We start from the raw sequence: 15,720 nt of genomic DNA, 5'->3' as shown, positions 1-15,720 counted from the left end.
CGCGAACAACGGCGCCTCTAGCGCCCGTCCTCCACCTTGGCCATCGCCAGCACATCCAGCCGCTTGTCCAGCTCTTCGAGCGACAGCTTGTCGCCGATCAACCCGCGGTCGATCACCGTCTGCCGGATGGTCTTCCGCTCCTTCAGCGCCTCCTTGGCGACCGCGGCGGCCTCTTCGTAGCCGATGATCGAGTTCAGCGGCGTCACGATCGACGGCGACGACTCCGCCAACTCCCGCAGGCGGTCCTCGTGTGCCACCAGCCCGTCGATGCAGCGTTCGGCGAACAACCGCGAGACGTTGGTCAACAGCTTGAACGACTCGAGGACGTTGCGCGCCATCATCGGGATGTAGACGTTGAGCTCGAACGCGCCGTTCGCACCGCCCCACGCGACCGCGGCGTCGTTGCCGATCACCTGTGCGGCGACCTGAGTAACCGCCTCGGGAATGACCGGATTGACTTTGCCCGGCATGATCGAGCTGCCCGGCTGCAGATCCGGCAGGCCGATCTCGGCCAGCCCGGTCAGCGGGCCCGAGCCCATCCAGCGGATGTCGTTTGCGATCTTCGTCAGCGACACGGCGATCGTCCGCAGCGCGCCCGACGCCTCCACCAGCCCGTCGCGGGCCGCCTGAGCCTCGAAATGGTTGACGGCGGAGCGCAGTTCCGCAAGACCGGTCTGCTCTTTCAGAACATCGACGACCTTCTCGCCGAAGCCGTCGGGCGCGTTGAGCCCGGTGCCGACCGCGGTGCCGCCGATCGCCAGCTCGCCCAACCTCGGCAGCGTGGCCCGCACCCGCTCGATGCCGGCCTCGATCTGGCGGGCGTAGCCCGAGAACTCCTGGCCCAGCGTCACCGGGACCGCATCCATCAGGTGGGTGCGTCCGGACTTCACGACGGTCCGCCACTGCCGGGACTTGGACTCCAGCGCATCACGCAGCACCTCCAGGGCTGGAATCAGTTGGCGCACCGCCGCTTCCGTCGCCGCGATGTGGGTGGCCGTGGGAAACGTGTCGTTCGACGATTGCGACCGGTTCACATCGTCGTTCGGATGCAACGTGACGCCGTAGCCGGCCGCGATGCTGGCGATCACCTCGTTGGCGTTCATGTTCGAGCTGGTGCCCGAGCCGGTTTGGAACACATCGATCGGGAACTGGTCGTCGTGCTTGCCGTCGGCGATCTCGGCCGCGGCGGCGATGATGGCGTCGGTCTTCTCCGCGTCGAGCAGTCCCAGGTCCTTGTTCACCTGCGCGCACGCGCCTTTCAGCAGGCCCAGCGCCCGGATCTGGGTGCGCTCCAGCCCGCGGCCCGAGATCGGGAAGTTCTCCACCGCACGCTGGGTCTGCGCCCGCCAGAGCGCGGTCTTGGGCACCCGGACCTCGCCCATGGTGTCGTGTTCGATGCGGTACTCGGTGTCGGCAGCGCTGTCGACGCTCATCTGGTTGTCCCTCGTTCGTTGAACTGGATCACGGCAGCGGGTGTGCCGCCGAACTGTCGCCGGTGAAGTCGATGGCGGAGTACTCGTTGAGCTTCGACAGCCGGTGATAGGCCTCGATCATCCGGACCGTGCCGGATTTCGAGCGCATCACGATCGACTGTGTGGTGCAGCCGCCGCCGTAGTAGCGGACGCCCTTGAGCAGGTCGCCGTCGGTGACACCGGTGGCGCAGAAGAACACGTTCTCGCTCGACACCAGGTCCTCGGTCGTCAGCACCTGGTCCAGGTCGTAGCCGGCGGCGACGGCCCGCTGCCGCTCGGCGTCGTCCTTCGGGGCCAGCTGCGCCTGGATTGCGCCGCCCATGCAGCGGATCGCGGCCGCGGTGATGATGCCTTCCGGCGTGCCGCCGATGCCGGCGAGCATGTCGGTGCCGGAGTTCGGCCGGCATGCGGAGATCGCGCCTGCGACGTCGCCGTCGGTGATCAGCCGGATCCGGGCACCCGCCGTGCGGACGTCCTCGATCAGCCGAGCGTGCCGGGGCCGATCGAGGATGCAGACCGTGATGTCCGACGGCGACGCGTGCTTGAGCTTGGCCACCCGCCGGATGTTCTCGCCGATCGGAGCGTTGATGTCGAGCGCCTCGACGGCATCCGGACCGACGGCGATCTTGTTCATGTAGAACACCGCCGACGGGTCGAACATCGAACCGCGCTCGGCCACTGCCAGCACCGAGATCGCGTTCGGCAGCCCCTTGCTCATCAGGGTGGTGCCGTCGATCGGGTCGACGGCGAAGTCGCACTCCGGGCCGTCCCCGTTGCCCACCTCCTCGCCATTGTAAAGCATTGGCGCGTTGTCTTTTTCGCCCTCTCCGATGACCACGACACCGCGCATCGACACGGAGTTGACCAGCTCGCGCATCGCGTCGACCGCGGCACCGTCGCCGCTCTCCTTGTCACCGCGGCCTACCCAGCGGCCCGCCGCCATCGCACCCGCCTCTGTGACGCGGACGAGTTCCAACGCGAGGTTGCGGTCGGGGGCCTCTCTCCTGCGGGCATCAGCCATGCCGCGATTCTCCCAGAAGCGGCACCGTCGTCCAGAGCTGGGATACTGGCGGCGTGACCACCCAGCCCCACCCGGCCCCCAAACCGGCCAAGTCCCGGTTGTTCCAGGACGGCCGCGACATGTTCTGGTCGCTGGCGCCGCTGGTGGTGGCCTGCATCGTGCTGGCCGGGCTCGTCGGCATGTGCTCCGTTCAGCCGTTGGGGCCGGGCCGCGGCCACGTGCCCACCTACGACGCGGCCGCCGCGCTGCGCGCCGACGCCGCCGATATCGGGTTCCCGGTGCGTCTGCCCCGGCTGCCGCCTGGCTGGCAGCCCAACTCGGGCAGCCGCGGCCGCATTGACGACGCCCGCACGGCGACCGTCGGATACCTCGCGCCCAGCGGCATGTACCTGAGCATCACGCAGAGCAACGCGGACGAGCCCCGGCTCGTGGCGTCCGTCCACCCGGACATGTACCCGACCGGTGCGGACGATGTGGACGGTATCCGGTGGGTCGTCTACGAGGGCGGCGACAAGACCGAGCCGGTGTGGACCACGCGGCTCGGCGGTCGCACCGGCGCCACGCAAATCGCGATAACCGGTGCCGGTAGCCCCGCGGAGTTCCGTACGCTTGCGGCGGCCACGCAATCCCAGCCACCCCTCCCCGCGGGATAGGAGACGCATGGACGCAGCACCCGAAGCGGACCTCACCGGCTGGGCCGGCTCGCCGTTTACCGGAGCGGGCATCACTCACGACGTCTACCGCAAGGGCGAAGGACCGGGCGTCGTGCTGATCCCTGAGATACCGGGCATCCACCCTGGTGTTCTGGCCCTCGGAAATTACCTGGTGGACAACGGTTTCAGCGTTGCATCGCCCTCGTTGTTCGGTGAGCCGGGCAGGCCGCTGTCGATCGGCTACCTGGTGCCGACCATGGCGCGGGCATGTGTGGCGAGGGAATTCGTGGCGTTCGCGACCAACGCGCAACGGCCGGTCGCCCGCTACCTGCGCGAGCTGGCGCGGGACCTCAACGAGAAGACACCCGGCCGCGGCGTCGGCGTGATCGGCATGTGCTTCACCGGCGGCTTCGCGCTGGCCGCCGCGGTCGACGACAGCGTGCTGGCCCCGGTGCTGAGTCAGCCGTCGCTGCCGCCGCCGATCACGCCTGCCCACCGGCGCGATCCGGGGCTGTCGGAGCAGGAGCTTCAGGTCGTCGTCGACCGCACCAAGAACGAGGGGCTGTGCGCGATGGGACTGCGGTTCACCCGCGACCCCGCTGTGCCGGGCGAGCGGTTCGCGACGCTGCGCCGGCGGCTCGGCGACGCGTTCGAGGTGATCGAGATCGACTCGTCGCCCGGCAACGAGCACGGCTTCGGCCGGATGGCCCACTCGGTGATCACCGACCAGGTCCGCGAGAAGGACGGCCATCCCGCCTACGAGGCGCGCAAACGGGTGGTGGAGTTCCTCAGGGAGCGGCTGGCTGCTGGTTAGCGCGCTGCGCCTCACGCTGGGCGGCGTCGACGCCAGCGCGGGCACGCCGTCAGGTTCGCGGCGTCGCGGTGTCGGTGCTCGTGCGAAACGTTATCCAGCCCGCTGCATGGCCCGCTGCCCCTCGACAAACCGGATTGCCATGCGCTGCATGAGGCCGGGCGCGAGTCGGGCGAACAACCACGCCGCCCGCGCCTGCCGCGGCACCACGAGCAGTGCCTTGTTGCGTTCGATCGCGCGCAGCGTGTCGCGCGCGAGCCGGTCGGGGTCGTACGCGGTGCGGACGCCCTGGCCCTTCAGGTAGTAGTCGCGCCCGACGAACCCGCCGACCGCCCCCTTGTCGAGGATCGGCGTCTCGACCGCCGCGGGGCAGACCGCAAGCACGCCGACGCCGCGGCCGGCGGCCTCGGTGCGCAGCGCCAGCGAGAGCCCGACGACGGCGTGCTTGGTCGTCACGTAGCTGGTGATCTGCCCCGCCGCCGTCAGCCCGGCCATCGACGCGGTGTTGACGATGTGCCCGTGGCCCTGCCGCACCATCACCGGGTACGCCGCGACGACGCCGTGAACCACGCCGCGGACGTTGACGTCGATGATGGCGTTCCACTGCTGCAGCGTGAGCAGCTCCGTGTCGCCGCCCCAGGCGATGCCGGCGTTGTTGAACATCAGGTCGAGGCGGCCGGTGCGCTCGACCACCTCGTCCACGGCGGCCTGGACCTCGGTCGCGTCGGTGACGTCGAGCCGCGCCGATCGCGCGGTGCCCCGCCCGGTCAGCGCCTCGGCGGTGCGCTGCGCGGCGTCGCCGTCGACGTCGGTGCAGACCACGTCCGCGCCCGCCTCGACAAGTGCCCGGCACAACGCGGCGCCGATGCCCGAGCCGGCGCCGGTGACGATCGCCTGCTTGCCGGTGAAGTGACCGGTCATCGGGCCTATCCGTCCGGCCCCGGGTCGCCCCACTTGGCGCGGATCGCGTTCCACGGGTCCGCGTAGCGGCCCGGCCTCCGGTGGTACGGCGAACGGTGTTGGAGAAACGCCCGGACGAACGGCGCGGCCAGCCCTAGCGGACATCGCTTCCAGCCCGAGTTGGCGCGCAGGTCGGCGAGCATGCCCGGCCACGAGTGCTGCTGGAACGAGAGCACCTCCTGCGACCGCGCGGTGTTCATCCAATCGGTCGCGAACCAGTCACTGTCGTTGTCGGGATTGCCGGGCCGCCCGGGGGGCATCGCGCCGACCAGGCCGATGGCCGCCGTGAGGGCCGGGCCCAGGTCGCCCCATCTGCGCCGGTGTGAGTCGTCACCGCCGATCAGAAAGATCTCCCGCACGTTGTCGGGCGTGGTCGCGGCGCAGAATGCCCGCGCGACGTCGCGGACGTCGACGGTCTGGATGCGGCCGTCGGTGGGCTGCGCCGCTTCGAAGTAAAGCGAGTCGAGGTCGACGTCCAACCGCGGCTCACTGGACATCACCCCACCAAGGCGCAGCACCACCCATTCCAGATCGGATGACCGCAAGATTTTCTCGGCATCGACCTTGTGGCCCCCGTAGTTGTCTGACGGCGCGGTCGGGGTGTCGGCGGTCAGCAGGTCGCTGATCGTGTGCGGGTTGCGCGCGCCGTAGACCGCGACACTGGACGCCTGGATGAACCTCGGCGGTGCGGGCTGCGCGGATGCGGCACGCACCAGCGACGCCGTCGCATCGACGTTCACCGCACGCGCGAGTGCCCGGTGGGCATAGCACTGCGGCGGGATGATCGCTGCCAGATGCACGATGGCGGAAGGAGATACGGTGGCGAGAAGCGCGTCGACCTGGTCTGGCTTCGTCAGGTCGGCCCACCGCACGTCGACCCCGCGACGGGTCAACGCCGCGGCGGCCCGGCGATTGTCCGGGGTGTCGAGGTCCGTCGCTGCCACCCGGCGACCGTCGGCGAGCAACTGCTTGACCAATGCCGTGCCGACGAGGCCGAAGGCGCCGGTGACGAGAACGGCATCGGTTGCGGGCACTCGGTGTCCTCCTTGAGTCGCCGGCTAGACCTTAGCCGACTCCCTGGCGCGGGCGGCCTTCACCTCGTCGAACAATTCCAGGTAATAGGGCAGGCAGTCGTGCATCGCCTTGTCGGTGGCGTACAGCGGCTCGTAGCCGAGATCGCGCCGGGCCTTGGCCACCGAGAAGTAGTTGTCCCGATACAAACGCTCGACCGCGAGGGGCTCCAGCGGAGGTTGTGGCAGGCCGAACCTGAAATGCAGCCGCTGCCACGTCGTCATCGCCGCGTGTATCGGCCGGCCGGGATGCGCAACCGTGGCCAGTGTTCGCCGCACGCCTCCACCACGGGCCGCGCGAACTCGAACATGTTGATCGGGTCGTCGTCGTTGATGAAGTACGCCTGCCCGGGGGCGGTGCCGCCATCGACGAGATGCTCGCCGGCGAGGATGAAGCCCTGCACCAGGTTGTGCACGTACGAGTTGTCAAGGCGCGCACGCCGACTGCCGATCAGCACCTTCACCTGGCCGGTCACCACCCGCTCGAACACCTTCCGGAACATCGTCTGGTCTCCCGGCCCCCAGATGCCGCTCGGGCGGATCGCACACGTCAGCAGGCCGCCGGCGCCGTTCTGGGACAGCACGAATTTCTCGGCCGCCACCTTGGTCTCGGTGTACAGGTCGGCGAATCTGTCGGTGTAGGGCAATGTTTCGTCCCCGCCGGGAATCGCCTTGCCGCCGATGACGACGCTGTTGCTTGAGGTGTACACGAATCGCTTCACGCCGGCCTTCTGCGCGGCGTGCACCAGGTTCTTCGTGCCGCCGACGTTCACGTCGAAGCTGCGGCGCCGGTACTCCTCGGTCACCGAGCGGCCGCCCATCAGCTCGATCAGGGCCGCGGTGTGAAAGATCGTGTCCACGCCGTCTACCGCGGCGGCAACGGACTCCGGGTCGCAGATGTCGCCGACGATGGTCTCCAGGCGCGGGTGGGCGGCCAGCGCGGACGGCACGCGGTCGAATGAGCGAACCCAGTGCCCGCGATCGAGCAGCGCCGCGACGAGGTTGGCCCCGACGAAGCCGGAACCGCCGGTGACCATAACACGGCCGAGGTCAGTCGTCATTGCTGCGGCAGCCATGCCGGCGAGCATAACTGAAACCTGTTACAGTTCCGACTGTTCTTTGATCACGAAACTAACTTCTCAGTCCTTGGCCTCGTCATTGCGGGCCAGCGCATCCTCGACGCGTCTGCGAGCTCCGGCTAACTGCTTCTCGCATCTTTGTGCCAGTTCCTCGCCTCTTTCCCACAGCCGCAGCGACGAGTCTAGATCTAGCCCACCCTGCTCGAGCACCCGGACCACCTCGATCAGTTCGTCGCGCGCCTCCTCGTACCCCATCTCACTAATGGGTCTCAGATTCGGCTGCTCCGCGCCGGCGCTCATGAGCCGTCGTCCCCTGAGCTGACGGCGCCGAGAGCCCCGTCCGACACCCGGATCCGCAGCCGGGTTCCCGCGGGCCCGTCGTGGACGGAACGCAGCACCCTCGGCGCCGCGGCGTCAGCGACGGCCTGCACGACGGCATAGCCGCGCGCCAGCGTCGCGGCCGGACCGAGCGTGGCCAGCCGCGCGGACAGGTGGCCGATGCGGTCGCGTTCGGCGTCGACCAGCCTGGTGATGTCCCGCCGCGCCGCGGCGCGGGCGCGGTGGATCTCCTCGGTGTGGGCGGTCAGCGACTGCAACGGGGCGGCCAGCACCGGCCGGCTGCGCAGCTGGTGGATCATCCGCTCCTCACGCGTGACCCAGTTGCGCAGGGCCCGCGCGCCGCGGCGGCACAGCTCGTCGAGCAGCGCCTGCTCGGCCACGGTGTCGGGCACGATCCGCTTCGCGGCGTCGGTGGGGGTGGCCGCGCGCAGGTCGGCGACCAGGTCGCACAGCGGGTTGTCCGGTTCGTGGCCGACGGCGCTGACCACCGGTGTGATGCATGCGGCGATCGCCCGGCACAGGGTTTCGTCGGAGAACGGCAGCAGGTCCTCGACGCTGCCGCCGCCGCGGGCGAGCACGATCACGTCGACCTCGGGGTGGGCATCGAGGTCGGTCAGCGCGTCGACGATCTGGGCGACCGCGTTGGGCCCCTGCACGGCGGTGTTGCGGACCGCGAACCGCACTGCGGGCCAGCGGCCGGATGCCACCGTGGTGACGTCACGCTCGGCGGCGCTGGCACGTCCGGTGACCAGGCCGACCATCGTGGGCAGGAACGGGATCGGTCGCTTCAGCGCCGGATCGAACAGCCCTTCGGCGTCGAGCAGACGGCGCAGCCGCTCGATGCGGGCCAGCAGCTCGCCGATCCCGACCGCGCGAATCTCGCTGACCCGCAACGAGAATGTCCCGCGTCCGGTGTAGAAGGTCGGCTTGCCGCACACCACGACCTGCGTGCCCTCGGTCAGCCGGACCGGTGCGTTGGCCACCAGATCCCGCGGGCAGGTGATCGTCAGCGACATGTCGGCGGCCGGGTCGCGAAGCACCATGAACACCGTTTTGGCGTCCGGCCGCGCACTGAGCTGCGTCAGCTGGCCCTCCACCCAGACGACGCCGAGGCGGTCGATCCACTTGGCGACGCGGGTCGCGACGGCCCGCACCGGCCAGGGGTTGTCCGCGGAGTTCGGCGGCGCGGGGACGGTCACTTCGCGGTCGCGCGGGTGATCCTGTTGGCCAGCAGGGTCTGAAACGGCGCCCGCGCCTTGGTGGCGACCTCGTAGGACAGCAGCGCATCGAGGTCATCGACGCTCAGTGACTGCAACCTCGCCCGCAGCTGGGCGAGCGTGAGCGCGTCGTAGTCCAGCTCGACGGCGATCTCGGGCGCATCGACGGCCGCGAGGTCGCTCTTTCGTGGGGCTTTCCTGGCCGCGGTCGGTGTCGCCGCCTTCGGGGCGCCGGCCTTGGTCGCGGGTGCCGCCGCTGCCGGGGCGTCGTCCACCGAGTTGCCTGAATAAAGCGCGAAGCGGCCCTCCGTGAGCCGTTGGCGGTCGCTCTCGCTGGTCGGGGCCGGCACCTCGTCTGGCAGGTCTTCGTCGAACGTCGCCCACTCCGGTTGCCCTTCCTTCGGCGGGAAGAGCGCGTCGATGGTTTCGTCGCCCTTGATCACGAGGTCGGCGACATTCTGCTGGAACCGCATGACCAGATGCGCGGCCTGGCTGGCCAGCGTCATCGGGTACGTCAGCAGCGTCAGCGGCAGCTTGCGGGTTTCCTCGACGAACATCGCCGCGGCGCCAACGAGCAGCCGGACCCCGTATGGTGCGTTAGCCATGGCCCCAGCCTGCCCTAATGGCTGCGCATGTCAAAGCGGGGGCGTGCGCTGGTCGGTCCGTGTCCCCGGACCGTACCCTGAAGATATGCCGCCGACCATCAACATGGGGATTCCTGGTGCCTCGGGCTCGGTTGCGGACCGGGGTAACGGTAAGCGCGTGCTGCTGGCCGAGCCCCGCGGCTACTGCGCCGGCGTGGACCGGGCCGTCGAGACCGTCGAACGTGCGCTGGAGAAGCACGGCGCGCCGGTGTACGTGCGCCACGAGATCGTGCACAACCGCCACGTCGTCGACACGCTGGCCAAGGCCGGCGCCGTGTTCGTCGACGAGACCGACGAGGTGCCCGAGGGCGCGATCGTGGTGTTCTCCGCACACGGCGTCGCGCCGACTGTCCACGAGACCGCCGCCGAGCGCAATCTGCGGGTCATCGACGCCACCTGCCCGCTCGTCACCAAGGTGCACAACGAGGCCAAGCGGTTCGCGCGCGACGACTACGACATCCTGCTGATCGGCCACGAGGGTCACGAGGAGGTGGTCGGCACCGCCGGCGAGGCGCCCGACCATGTCCAACTGGTCGACGGTCCGGACGCGGTGGACGACGTGACCGTGCGCGATGAGGACAGGGTCATCTGGCTGTCGCAGACCACGCTGTCGGTCGACGAGACGATGGAAACCGTCCAGCGGCTGCGCGAACGCTTCCCGAAGCTGCAGGATCCGCCCAGCGACGACATCTGCTACGCCACCCAGAACCGCCAGGTCGCGGTCAAGGCGATGGCCCCTGAGTGTGAGCTCGTCATCGTGGTCGGGTCGCGCAACTCGTCGAACTCGGTGAGGCTCGTCGAGGTGGCGCTGGGCGCCGGTGCGAACGCCGCGTATCTGGTGGATTACGCCGACGACATCGACCCGGCATGGCTCGGCGGCGTCACCACGGTCGGCGTCACCTCCGGAGCGTCCGTGCCCGAGGTGCTGGTGCGCGGTGTGCTCCAGCGGCTGGCCGGATACGGCTTCGACATGGTGCAGCCGGTCACGACCGCCAACGAAACGTTGGTGTTCGCGCTGCCCAGGGAGATCCGCCCCGCCCGTGGTTGATCCCGCGGGACCTTAGATGTCGTACTCCCACGTGTCGGCTTCCGACGACCGCAGCCGCGGCCGCGCCGGCGACTCTTGACGGGCGTTGTCGGTCGTCCCGGTGCCCCGGTAGCGGACCCGCGATATCGGGTGGTGCGTGCCGTTGGTGGTGTTGTTGCCGTTGGTGCCGCTGCTGCCGTTGCTGCCGTTGGTGCCGTTGGTGCCGGGCCGGCGCCGCCGCGGGGGCTCGTACGCCTCGAACGGGTCGTAGGCGTCGTAGCGGCTGCGGCGATCGGACGGCGCCCGCCGTTCATAAGGCTCGCGCCGTTCATACGGCTCGCGCCGTTCGTAGGGATCGCGCGGGGTGCGCGCCGCGGGGGGGCGGCGACGGCGCGGCTCGGGCGGCGGTTCCCGTCGCGGCGCCCGGGGCCGGCGGGGACGGTCGGGTACCGGCTCGATGAGATCCGTCACCTCGGCAGGCGATGGACGGCTGTGCCGTGAGCGCGGAGCACCGGCGGTGGCCTTCGCGACACGGGCGCCGCGGGCGGACTTCGCGGGGGCCTTTTTCGCCGGTGCCGATGTCCGGTCGATCGCATGCCGGCGCTTGCCGGTGTCCTCTGCATCGCTGTCGTCGGCCGACGAGAAAAGGGCCGCAACTTTCGCGGTGAGCTGGCTCAACCGCCCGGTCGTGGGTTCGGCGTCGGCGTCCGAATTGACCGCGCTGCGCGACTTGTGGCCGACGTACCAGCGGGCCAGCCCGATCAGCAGCACCGCCGCCGAGGTGAACAGCATCAGCGGGAACCGCTCGATCAGCGGATAGCCGCAGTTGATCAGGATGTCCTTCACCCCGTTGATCTCGGCGCCGTGAAACAGGAAGTACGCGCCGGGCACGCTGATGAACAGCAGCACCGGCGGCTGCACGACAGCCGTGAACAGGCCTGCCTGCCGCACCGCCAGGACCGCGGCGACGCAGCCGATCACATACAGCGCCGCGAAGACGTTCGTCAGCTCCTTGGCGCTGGCCCCGGCGTCGAACGCGAAGCCGACGGCCGTCGCGGTGAGCGCGATCAATACCGCACCCCACCACGGAACACCGGGAACGTCGGGGTGCACGGAACGATGGCCCGCGGTTACCGCCGGCCGGGTCCGCTGTCCAGACACAGATAGACCGTACCGGTTCTACCTCGGTGACGGCTGCCAGCGCGGCCCGTCGCGCACGTTGCTTTCCGTAAACTTTTCCTCAGTGAGCCTGAACCTGGGAATCGTGGGACTGCCGAATGTCGGCAAGTCGACTCTTTTCAACGCGCTGACCCGCAACAACGTATTGGCGGCCAACTATCCCTTCGCCACGATCGAGCCCAACGAGGGCGTGGTTGCCCTGCCTGACCCGCGACTGGCCAGGCTCGCCGAAATGTTCCGTTCCGAGCGGATCGTGCCCGCGCCGGTGACGTTCGTCGACATCGCGGGCATCGTCAGGGGCGCGTCGGAGGGCGCGGGCCTGGGCAACAAGTTCCTGGCGAACATCCGCGAGGCGGACGCGATCTGCCAGGTGGTGCGCGTCTTCTCCGATGACGACGTTGCGCACGTGGGCGGCGAGGTCGACCCGAAGTCCGACATCGAGATCGTCGAGACCGAGCTGATCCTCGCCGACCTGCAGACGCTGGAGCGCGCGGTGCCGCGTCTACAGAAGGAGGCCCGCAACAACCGGGAGCGCACGCCGGTTCTGGAAGCCGCTCAGGCGGCACAGCAGGTGCTCGACGACGGCACCACGCTGTACGCGGCCGGCAAGCGCGTGGATTCGGCGCTGCTGCGTGAGCTGAACCTGCTGACGACGAAGCCTTTCCTGTACGTGTTCAACGCCGACGAGGCCGTGCTGACCGATGAGGCGAAGGTGGCCGAACTGCGAGAACTCGTGGCGCCCGCGGACGCGGTGTTCCTCGATGCGAAGATCGAGGCCGAGCTTTTGGAACTCGACGACGAGTCGGCCGGGGAGCTCTTGGAGTCGATCGGCCAGACCGAGCGGGGACTGGATGCGCTTGCGCGCGCGGGGTTTCACACGCTCGAGCTGCAGACTTTCCTGACCGCGGGCCCAAAAGAGGCGCGCGCGTGGACGATTCACCAGGGTGATACCGCGCCGAAGGCTGCAGGCGTGATCCACTCCGACTTCGAAAGGGGCTTCATCAAGGCCGAAATCGTTTCCTACGACGACTTGGTCGCCGCAGGGTCGATGGCAGCGGCCCGGGCTGCGGGCAAGGTCCGGATGGAAGGCAAGGACTACGTGATGGCCGACGGCGATGTGGTCGAGTTCCGGTTTCAAACAACGTCTGGTGGTAGATCCGTGCACTGATCAGCGCGACCGGCAACCGTGAGCATTTCGCCGCCTTGGTTGTCGCAGGGGACGCTTAGCATGCCTTGCACAAGAGGCTGCGCGCCGGGCAGCGCCGCGATAGCACATACGGAGGTTTTCATGAAGTTCGTTTCGACCCGCATCATCACGGCCGACGTCAAGCGGCTGGTCGATTTCTACGAGATGGTCACCGAAGTCTCGGCCGTATGGGGAAACGAGCTGTTCGCTGAGATTCCGACGCTGATCGGCATGCTGGCCATCGGCAGTGACAAGACCGTGCCGCTGTTCGGAGAAGGGTCCGCCGAGCCGGCAGCCAACCGGAGCGCGATCGTCGAGTTCCTCGTCGACGACGTGGACACCGAGTACGAGCGGCTCCGCGAGTGCTTGGTCGAGGTCGTGACAGAGCCGACAACCATGCCGTGGGGGAACCGCGCGCTGTTGTTCCGGGATCCAGATGGAAACCTCGTCAACCTGTTCACTCCGGTCACCGACGCGGCACGCGCCAAGCTCGGAGTTGACTGTCGCCCGTAGGCCGGACGGTGACTGGTCGAATTCCGTTTCTCCGTATAGCGATTCATTTCCTTTGAGAATTTACTCGCCCAAAGGTTTTGCGGTGATGTAGCGCAGGCCATTCCGCGAACGAAACGTGATGGGTGCAACAGATTTTGGTTGTCCGCAAATCTGTTGTTAATGTCCCGGCGCATGTTTGCTCTCGCAACGCTGATAACGTTGATCCATCAGGTCTCTGGGACGCCGTATGTCACGGGCGGCGATTCTCCCGCCGGAACGGACTGTTCGGGCCTGGCTTCGTGGGTGTCGAACATGGCCACCGGCAGGCCGGTCTACGGCGATCGGTTCAACACAGGAAACGAGGAAGCCGCCCTGCTGGCACGTGGCTTCCGGTACGGAACCGCCCCCGGGGCTTTGGTGATCGGGTGGAACGGTCACCACACTGCGGTGACGTTGCCTGATGGAACGCCGGTATCCAGCGGTGAAGGCGGCGGTGTGAGAATCGGCAGCGCCGGCGCCTATCAGGCGCAGTTCAGCCATCACATGTTCCTGCCGGTCGCCCCGGAGGATGCCGCGCCCGACCCGGCCCCCGCGCCCGATCCGGCCCCTGCGCCTGATCCGGCCCCTGCGCCTGATCCGGCCCCTGCACCCCCCGGTGACGACGCGGGCATGGCTGTCTAGCGCAGGCCTATGCCGGTTCCGTCCGGCAAGGTAGCCCGTGTGCCAGATATGACGGACATGTGGGAGCTCGACATCACGAGGACCACGAACGCGATTCCTGGGCAAGTGTGTCGCCGACGCATGCACGATGCTCGGCATCATCCCCGGCGTGAACCCGAACGGTCCCCCTGGTACGGCTGGCCGACCCGTGCAACGCGGCGTCAATGTGATCACGGCGGACAACGTCAACCGGATCCTACGGTTCAACGGAAACACCTCTGCCGGTCGTCTCGCGGCACGCCACGGTGCCGCCGGCACCGAGGACCGCGTGGTCGGCCTTCGCAGCACCGGCGCGAGAGAAACAGTGGCCCAAACGCTTGCGGCCCGAATGCGGGCGAAACACAGCGCTTTGGCACGTCTGTGCGTCACGGTTGGTCGGGTAGTGGACATCGTTGGCCGACAACGACATCACTACCCGACGGCCTATCGTGATATGGGCAGAGCTATCGCAAACAGTGAAACGAATCCAGTGCTCAGCTTGGCTGCTGGCCCGGCTGGATCAGCGACAGCTCAGCCGATTTCCTGTCACTGCCCACTGAGGCAGCTTGTCACTGACCTGTGAGTCGGTCGAGGATGCGGTCAAGCGGGCGGTGCGGGGCAAAGCGATCGAGATTTTGATCTATGCGGTCCAAAACCCGCACGACGTGCGGATTCGGAGCGGGCTTGGGATGGGATGTAGCGGCTTGAGCAATGCCCGCGCCGAGCCCCGACCCCGCGACGGTTAACACCGCCGCGATGCCGGCCAGCCCGACCAGTCGCTTAAGAGTGGCGGATCGAATAATCATGGTTACTCCTTGTTGAAACCACACCTGTGATGGGCTGGTCGGCCTACTCGTTTAACGAACACAGACAGTCATGTGGTTCAACTGAACCGCCTCAAATCGTGGAGACAGGGGCTTGCGGCGGTACGCGGCGGCGCCAAGATGGTGCCTGGAACCTACCTCACCGACACCAACATGTACGCGGTGGCGCTGAGGATTGTCACCTCGGCCGGATTCTCCGCCGTCACCGCCGACTTGGCCTTCAACACCACCCACAACTACAGGGTGGGGCTTTGCCATCGAGGAGCAGGCAATGTATCCGCGTCCGGACGAGCCGGACGACAACTATGCGCCGGACCGCAGGCTGGCGCGCATCGACGCAGAGGTCGCACCGACCGTCGCGGAGCCGGCTGCCGCCGACCGCAAGCGCGCTACCGACGAGGACTTCGCCGGGGGCCTGTCCATCATCGTCGCCGGGTTGGAATCCGCACTCGCCCAACCAAAGCTGCCAGGTCGCACACGTTCGATGTAACGACAAATCGGCCGTCCCGGCCCTGAAAGAGGATTATCTCAGCCGAAATACGCCGGCATCGGGAATCGAATGCAACAACCACCGTTACCAAAGCTGAGATACCGGGGGCGGGGTGGTAGTCACGTGTCATCGACTGGGCTGAGTCGAAAGGTGCAGAGAGTAAACGCGTTCCAAGTCGATGGCTTTCTGATACCGAACTCGGTCGTTACGAAGGGCATCGAACGAGCTCCGTGCCTTCTCTATCACCAAAACTCCGTGGTCTCGAAAAGTGCTGTCAACGCCAAGGCCGTCCGGCGCGCACAGCCAATGCACAACTGTTACCCACATTGGGTATAGGGTTCGCGACCACAATCGGGTCAGGACACCATGAGTTCCGTTGACCGTGAGGCGGCCGTCGAGCAGCACGCGCTCGCGGCGGTGCCTGCATCGGCGGCTTCACAGTCCCGGTACCCGACGAGGTCGACACAGAGATGTCGACGGAGATAAGGAGTCTGCACGATGAACCTGAAGAAACGACTCGCGGGAGCCTCTCTCGCGGGTGGCTTGGGCCTGGCCGT

15 protein-coding genes and 2 pseudogenes are annotated in these 15,720 nt (G+C 67.9%); 7 read left to right on the top strand and 10 right to left on the bottom strand.

Annotated features, from left to right (window positions below; all coding sequences use genetic code 11):
• Nucleotides 1-17: 17 nt before the first annotated feature.
• Together VKG81_RS09885 and glpX are read right to left on the bottom strand one after the other, a co-directional pair.
• Nucleotides 18-1,433, bottom strand: a complete 1,416-nt coding sequence (locus tag VKG81_RS09885; protein ID WP_324395749.1) for a class II fumarate hydratase — start codon at nt 1,431-1,433, stop codon at nt 18-20.
• 28 nt (nt 1,434-1,461) lie between these two features.
• A complete protein-coding gene (gene glpX, locus VKG81_RS09880; protein WP_324395748.1) occupies nt 1,462-2,493 on the bottom strand; it encodes a class II fructose-bisphosphatase in 1,032 nt (343 codons plus the stop codon).
• A 53-nt stretch (nt 2,494-2,546) separates the two neighbouring features.
• Here glpX and VKG81_RS09875 point away from each other — a divergent pair, with 53 nt between their 5' ends.
• Both VKG81_RS09875 and VKG81_RS09870 read left to right on the top strand, forming a co-directional pair.
• The gene (locus tag VKG81_RS09875; protein ID WP_324395747.1) at nt 2,547-3,146 is read left to right on the top strand and encodes a DUF4245 domain-containing protein; all 600 of its coding nucleotides are present in this window, start codon (nt 2,547-2,549) and stop codon (nt 3,144-3,146) included.
• A 7-nt stretch (nt 3,147-3,153) separates the two neighbouring features.
• The gene (locus tag VKG81_RS09870; RefSeq protein ID WP_324395746.1) at nt 3,154-3,960 is read left to right on the top strand and encodes a dienelactone hydrolase family protein; all 807 of its coding nucleotides are present in this window, start codon (nt 3,154-3,156) and stop codon (nt 3,958-3,960) included.
• 90 nt (nt 3,961-4,050) lie between these two features.
• Here the strand turns inward: VKG81_RS09870 and VKG81_RS09865 are convergent, their stop codons facing one another.
• The 6 genes and pseudogenes from VKG81_RS09865 to VKG81_RS09840 form a co-directional block, all read right to left on the bottom strand.
• Nucleotides 4,051-4,878 carry an SDR family NAD(P)-dependent oxidoreductase gene (locus VKG81_RS09865; protein ID WP_324395745.1) on the bottom strand — a complete coding sequence of 276 codons (828 nt, stop codon included), beginning with the start codon at nt 4,876-4,878 and terminating at the stop codon, nt 4,051-4,053.
• A gap of 5 nt (nt 4,879-4,883) precedes the next feature.
• Nucleotides 4,884-5,951, bottom strand: coding sequence for an NAD(P)-dependent oxidoreductase (locus VKG81_RS09860; RefSeq protein ID WP_324395744.1), 1,068 nt, complete (start codon nt 5,949-5,951; stop codon nt 4,884-4,886).
• A 24-nt stretch (nt 5,952-5,975) separates the two neighbouring features.
• Nucleotides 5,976-7,063 (bottom strand): annotated as a pseudogene (locus VKG81_RS09855) (3-beta-hydroxysteroid dehydrogenase).
• Nucleotides 7,064-7,126: 63 nt separating this feature from the next.
• Nucleotides 7,127-7,366: an exodeoxyribonuclease VII small subunit gene (locus VKG81_RS09850; protein ID WP_324395743.1), complete on the bottom strand. Its 240-nt coding sequence runs from the start codon at nt 7,364-7,366 to the stop codon at nt 7,127-7,129.
• Nucleotides 7,363-8,604 (bottom strand): exodeoxyribonuclease VII large subunit, encoded by a 1,242-nt coding sequence (gene xseA, locus VKG81_RS09845; RefSeq protein ID WP_324395742.1) that lies wholly within the window; start codon nt 8,602-8,604, stop codon nt 7,363-7,365. The genes VKG81_RS09850 and xseA overlap by 4 nt, the downstream gene beginning before the upstream one ends.
• The gene (locus tag VKG81_RS09840; protein ID WP_324395741.1) at nt 8,601-9,227 is read right to left on the bottom strand and encodes a lipid droplet-associated protein; all 627 of its coding nucleotides are present in this window, start codon (nt 9,225-9,227) and stop codon (nt 8,601-8,603) included. Before VKG81_RS09840 ends, xseA begins: the two co-directional genes overlap by 4 nt.
• An 85-nt stretch (nt 9,228-9,312) precedes the next feature.
• Between VKG81_RS09840 and VKG81_RS09835 the strand changes: the two genes are divergently transcribed.
• Nucleotides 9,313-10,314, top strand: coding sequence for a 4-hydroxy-3-methylbut-2-enyl diphosphate reductase (locus tag VKG81_RS09835; RefSeq protein ID WP_324395740.1), 1,002 nt, complete (start codon nt 9,313-9,315; stop codon nt 10,312-10,314).
• Between the two features lie 12 nt (nt 10,315-10,326).
• On the opposite strand, the gene VKG81_RS09830 is transcribed toward VKG81_RS09835, so the two are convergent.
• On the bottom strand, nt 10,327-11,454 hold the full coding sequence (locus VKG81_RS09830) for a DUF6542 domain-containing protein (RefSeq protein WP_324395739.1): 1,128 nt from the start codon (nt 11,452-11,454) through the stop codon (nt 10,327-10,329).
• 82 nt (nt 11,455-11,536) lie between these two features.
• On the opposite strand from VKG81_RS09830, the gene ychF reads away from it, so the two are divergent.
• The 3 genes and pseudogenes from ychF to VKG81_RS09815 form a co-directional block, all read left to right on the top strand.
• Nucleotides 11,537-12,640 (top strand): redox-regulated ATPase YchF, encoded by a 1,104-nt coding sequence (gene ychF / locus VKG81_RS09825; RefSeq protein WP_324395738.1) that lies wholly within the window; start codon nt 11,537-11,539, stop codon nt 12,638-12,640.
• 120 nt (nt 12,641-12,760) lie between these two features.
• Nucleotides 12,761-13,171: a VOC family protein gene (locus tag VKG81_RS09820; RefSeq protein WP_324395737.1), complete on the top strand. Its 411-nt coding sequence runs from the start codon at nt 12,761-12,763 to the stop codon at nt 13,169-13,171.
• 171 nt (nt 13,172-13,342) lie between these two features.
• Nucleotides 13,343-13,801 (top strand): annotated as a pseudogene (locus VKG81_RS09815) (peptidoglycan endopeptidase); the annotation flags it as partial.
• A 617-nt stretch (nt 13,802-14,418) separates the two neighbouring features.
• Here VKG81_RS09815 and VKG81_RS09810 read toward each other — a convergent pair.
• On the bottom strand, nt 14,419-14,655 hold the full coding sequence (locus tag VKG81_RS09810) for a hypothetical protein (RefSeq protein ID WP_324395736.1): 237 nt from the start codon (nt 14,653-14,655) through the stop codon (nt 14,419-14,421).
• 289 nt (nt 14,656-14,944) lie between these two features.
• Between VKG81_RS09810 and VKG81_RS09805 the strand changes: the two genes are divergently transcribed.
• On the top strand, nt 14,945-15,163 hold the full coding sequence (locus VKG81_RS09805) for a hypothetical protein (protein ID WP_324395735.1): 219 nt from the start codon (nt 14,945-14,947) through the stop codon (nt 15,161-15,163).
• Nucleotides 15,164-15,720: the final 557 nt, after the last annotated feature.

This window comes from Mycobacterium sp., assembly GCF_035314905.1.
Lineage (GTDB): Bacteria > Actinomycetota > Actinomycetes > Mycobacteriales > Mycobacteriaceae > Mycobacterium.
The sequence above is the reverse complement of the archived record's forward strand: the minus strand, read 5'-3'. Positions and strand labels throughout refer to the sequence as shown.

What these genes read in the sequence shown, in the direction of transcription:
- VKG81_RS09885 (WP_324395749.1), bottom strand. Translation starts at nt 1,433, where the DNA reads ATGAGCGTCGACAGCGCTGCCGACACCGAGTACCGCATCGAACACGAC.
- glpX (WP_324395748.1), bottom strand. Translation starts at nt 2,493, where the DNA reads ATGGCTGATGCCCGCAGGAGAGAGGCCCCCGACCGCAACCTCGCGTTG.
- VKG81_RS09870 (WP_324395746.1), top strand. Translation starts at nt 3,154, where the DNA reads ATGGACGCAGCACCCGAAGCGGACCTCACCGGCTGGGCCGGCTCGCCG.
- VKG81_RS09865 (WP_324395745.1), bottom strand. Translation starts at nt 4,878, where the DNA reads ATGACCGGTCACTTCACCGGCAAGCAGGCGATCGTCACCGGCGCCGGC.
- VKG81_RS09850 (WP_324395743.1), bottom strand. Translation starts at nt 7,366, where the DNA reads ATGAGCGCCGGCGCGGAGCAGCCGAATCTGAGACCCATTAGTGAGATG.
- VKG81_RS09840 (WP_324395741.1), bottom strand. Translation starts at nt 9,227, where the DNA reads ATGGCTAACGCACCATACGGGGTCCGGCTGCTCGTTGGCGCCGCGGCG.
- VKG81_RS09835 (WP_324395740.1), top strand. Translation starts at nt 9,313, where the DNA reads ATGCCGCCGACCATCAACATGGGGATTCCTGGTGCCTCGGGCTCGGTT.
- VKG81_RS09820 (WP_324395737.1), top strand. Translation starts at nt 12,761, where the DNA reads ATGAAGTTCGTTTCGACCCGCATCATCACGGCCGACGTCAAGCGGCTG.
- VKG81_RS09810 (WP_324395736.1), bottom strand. Translation starts at nt 14,655, where the DNA reads ATGATTATTCGATCCGCCACTCTTAAGCGACTGGTCGGGCTGGCCGGC.
- VKG81_RS09805 (WP_324395735.1), top strand. Translation starts at nt 14,945, where the DNA reads ATGTATCCGCGTCCGGACGAGCCGGACGACAACTATGCGCCGGACCGC.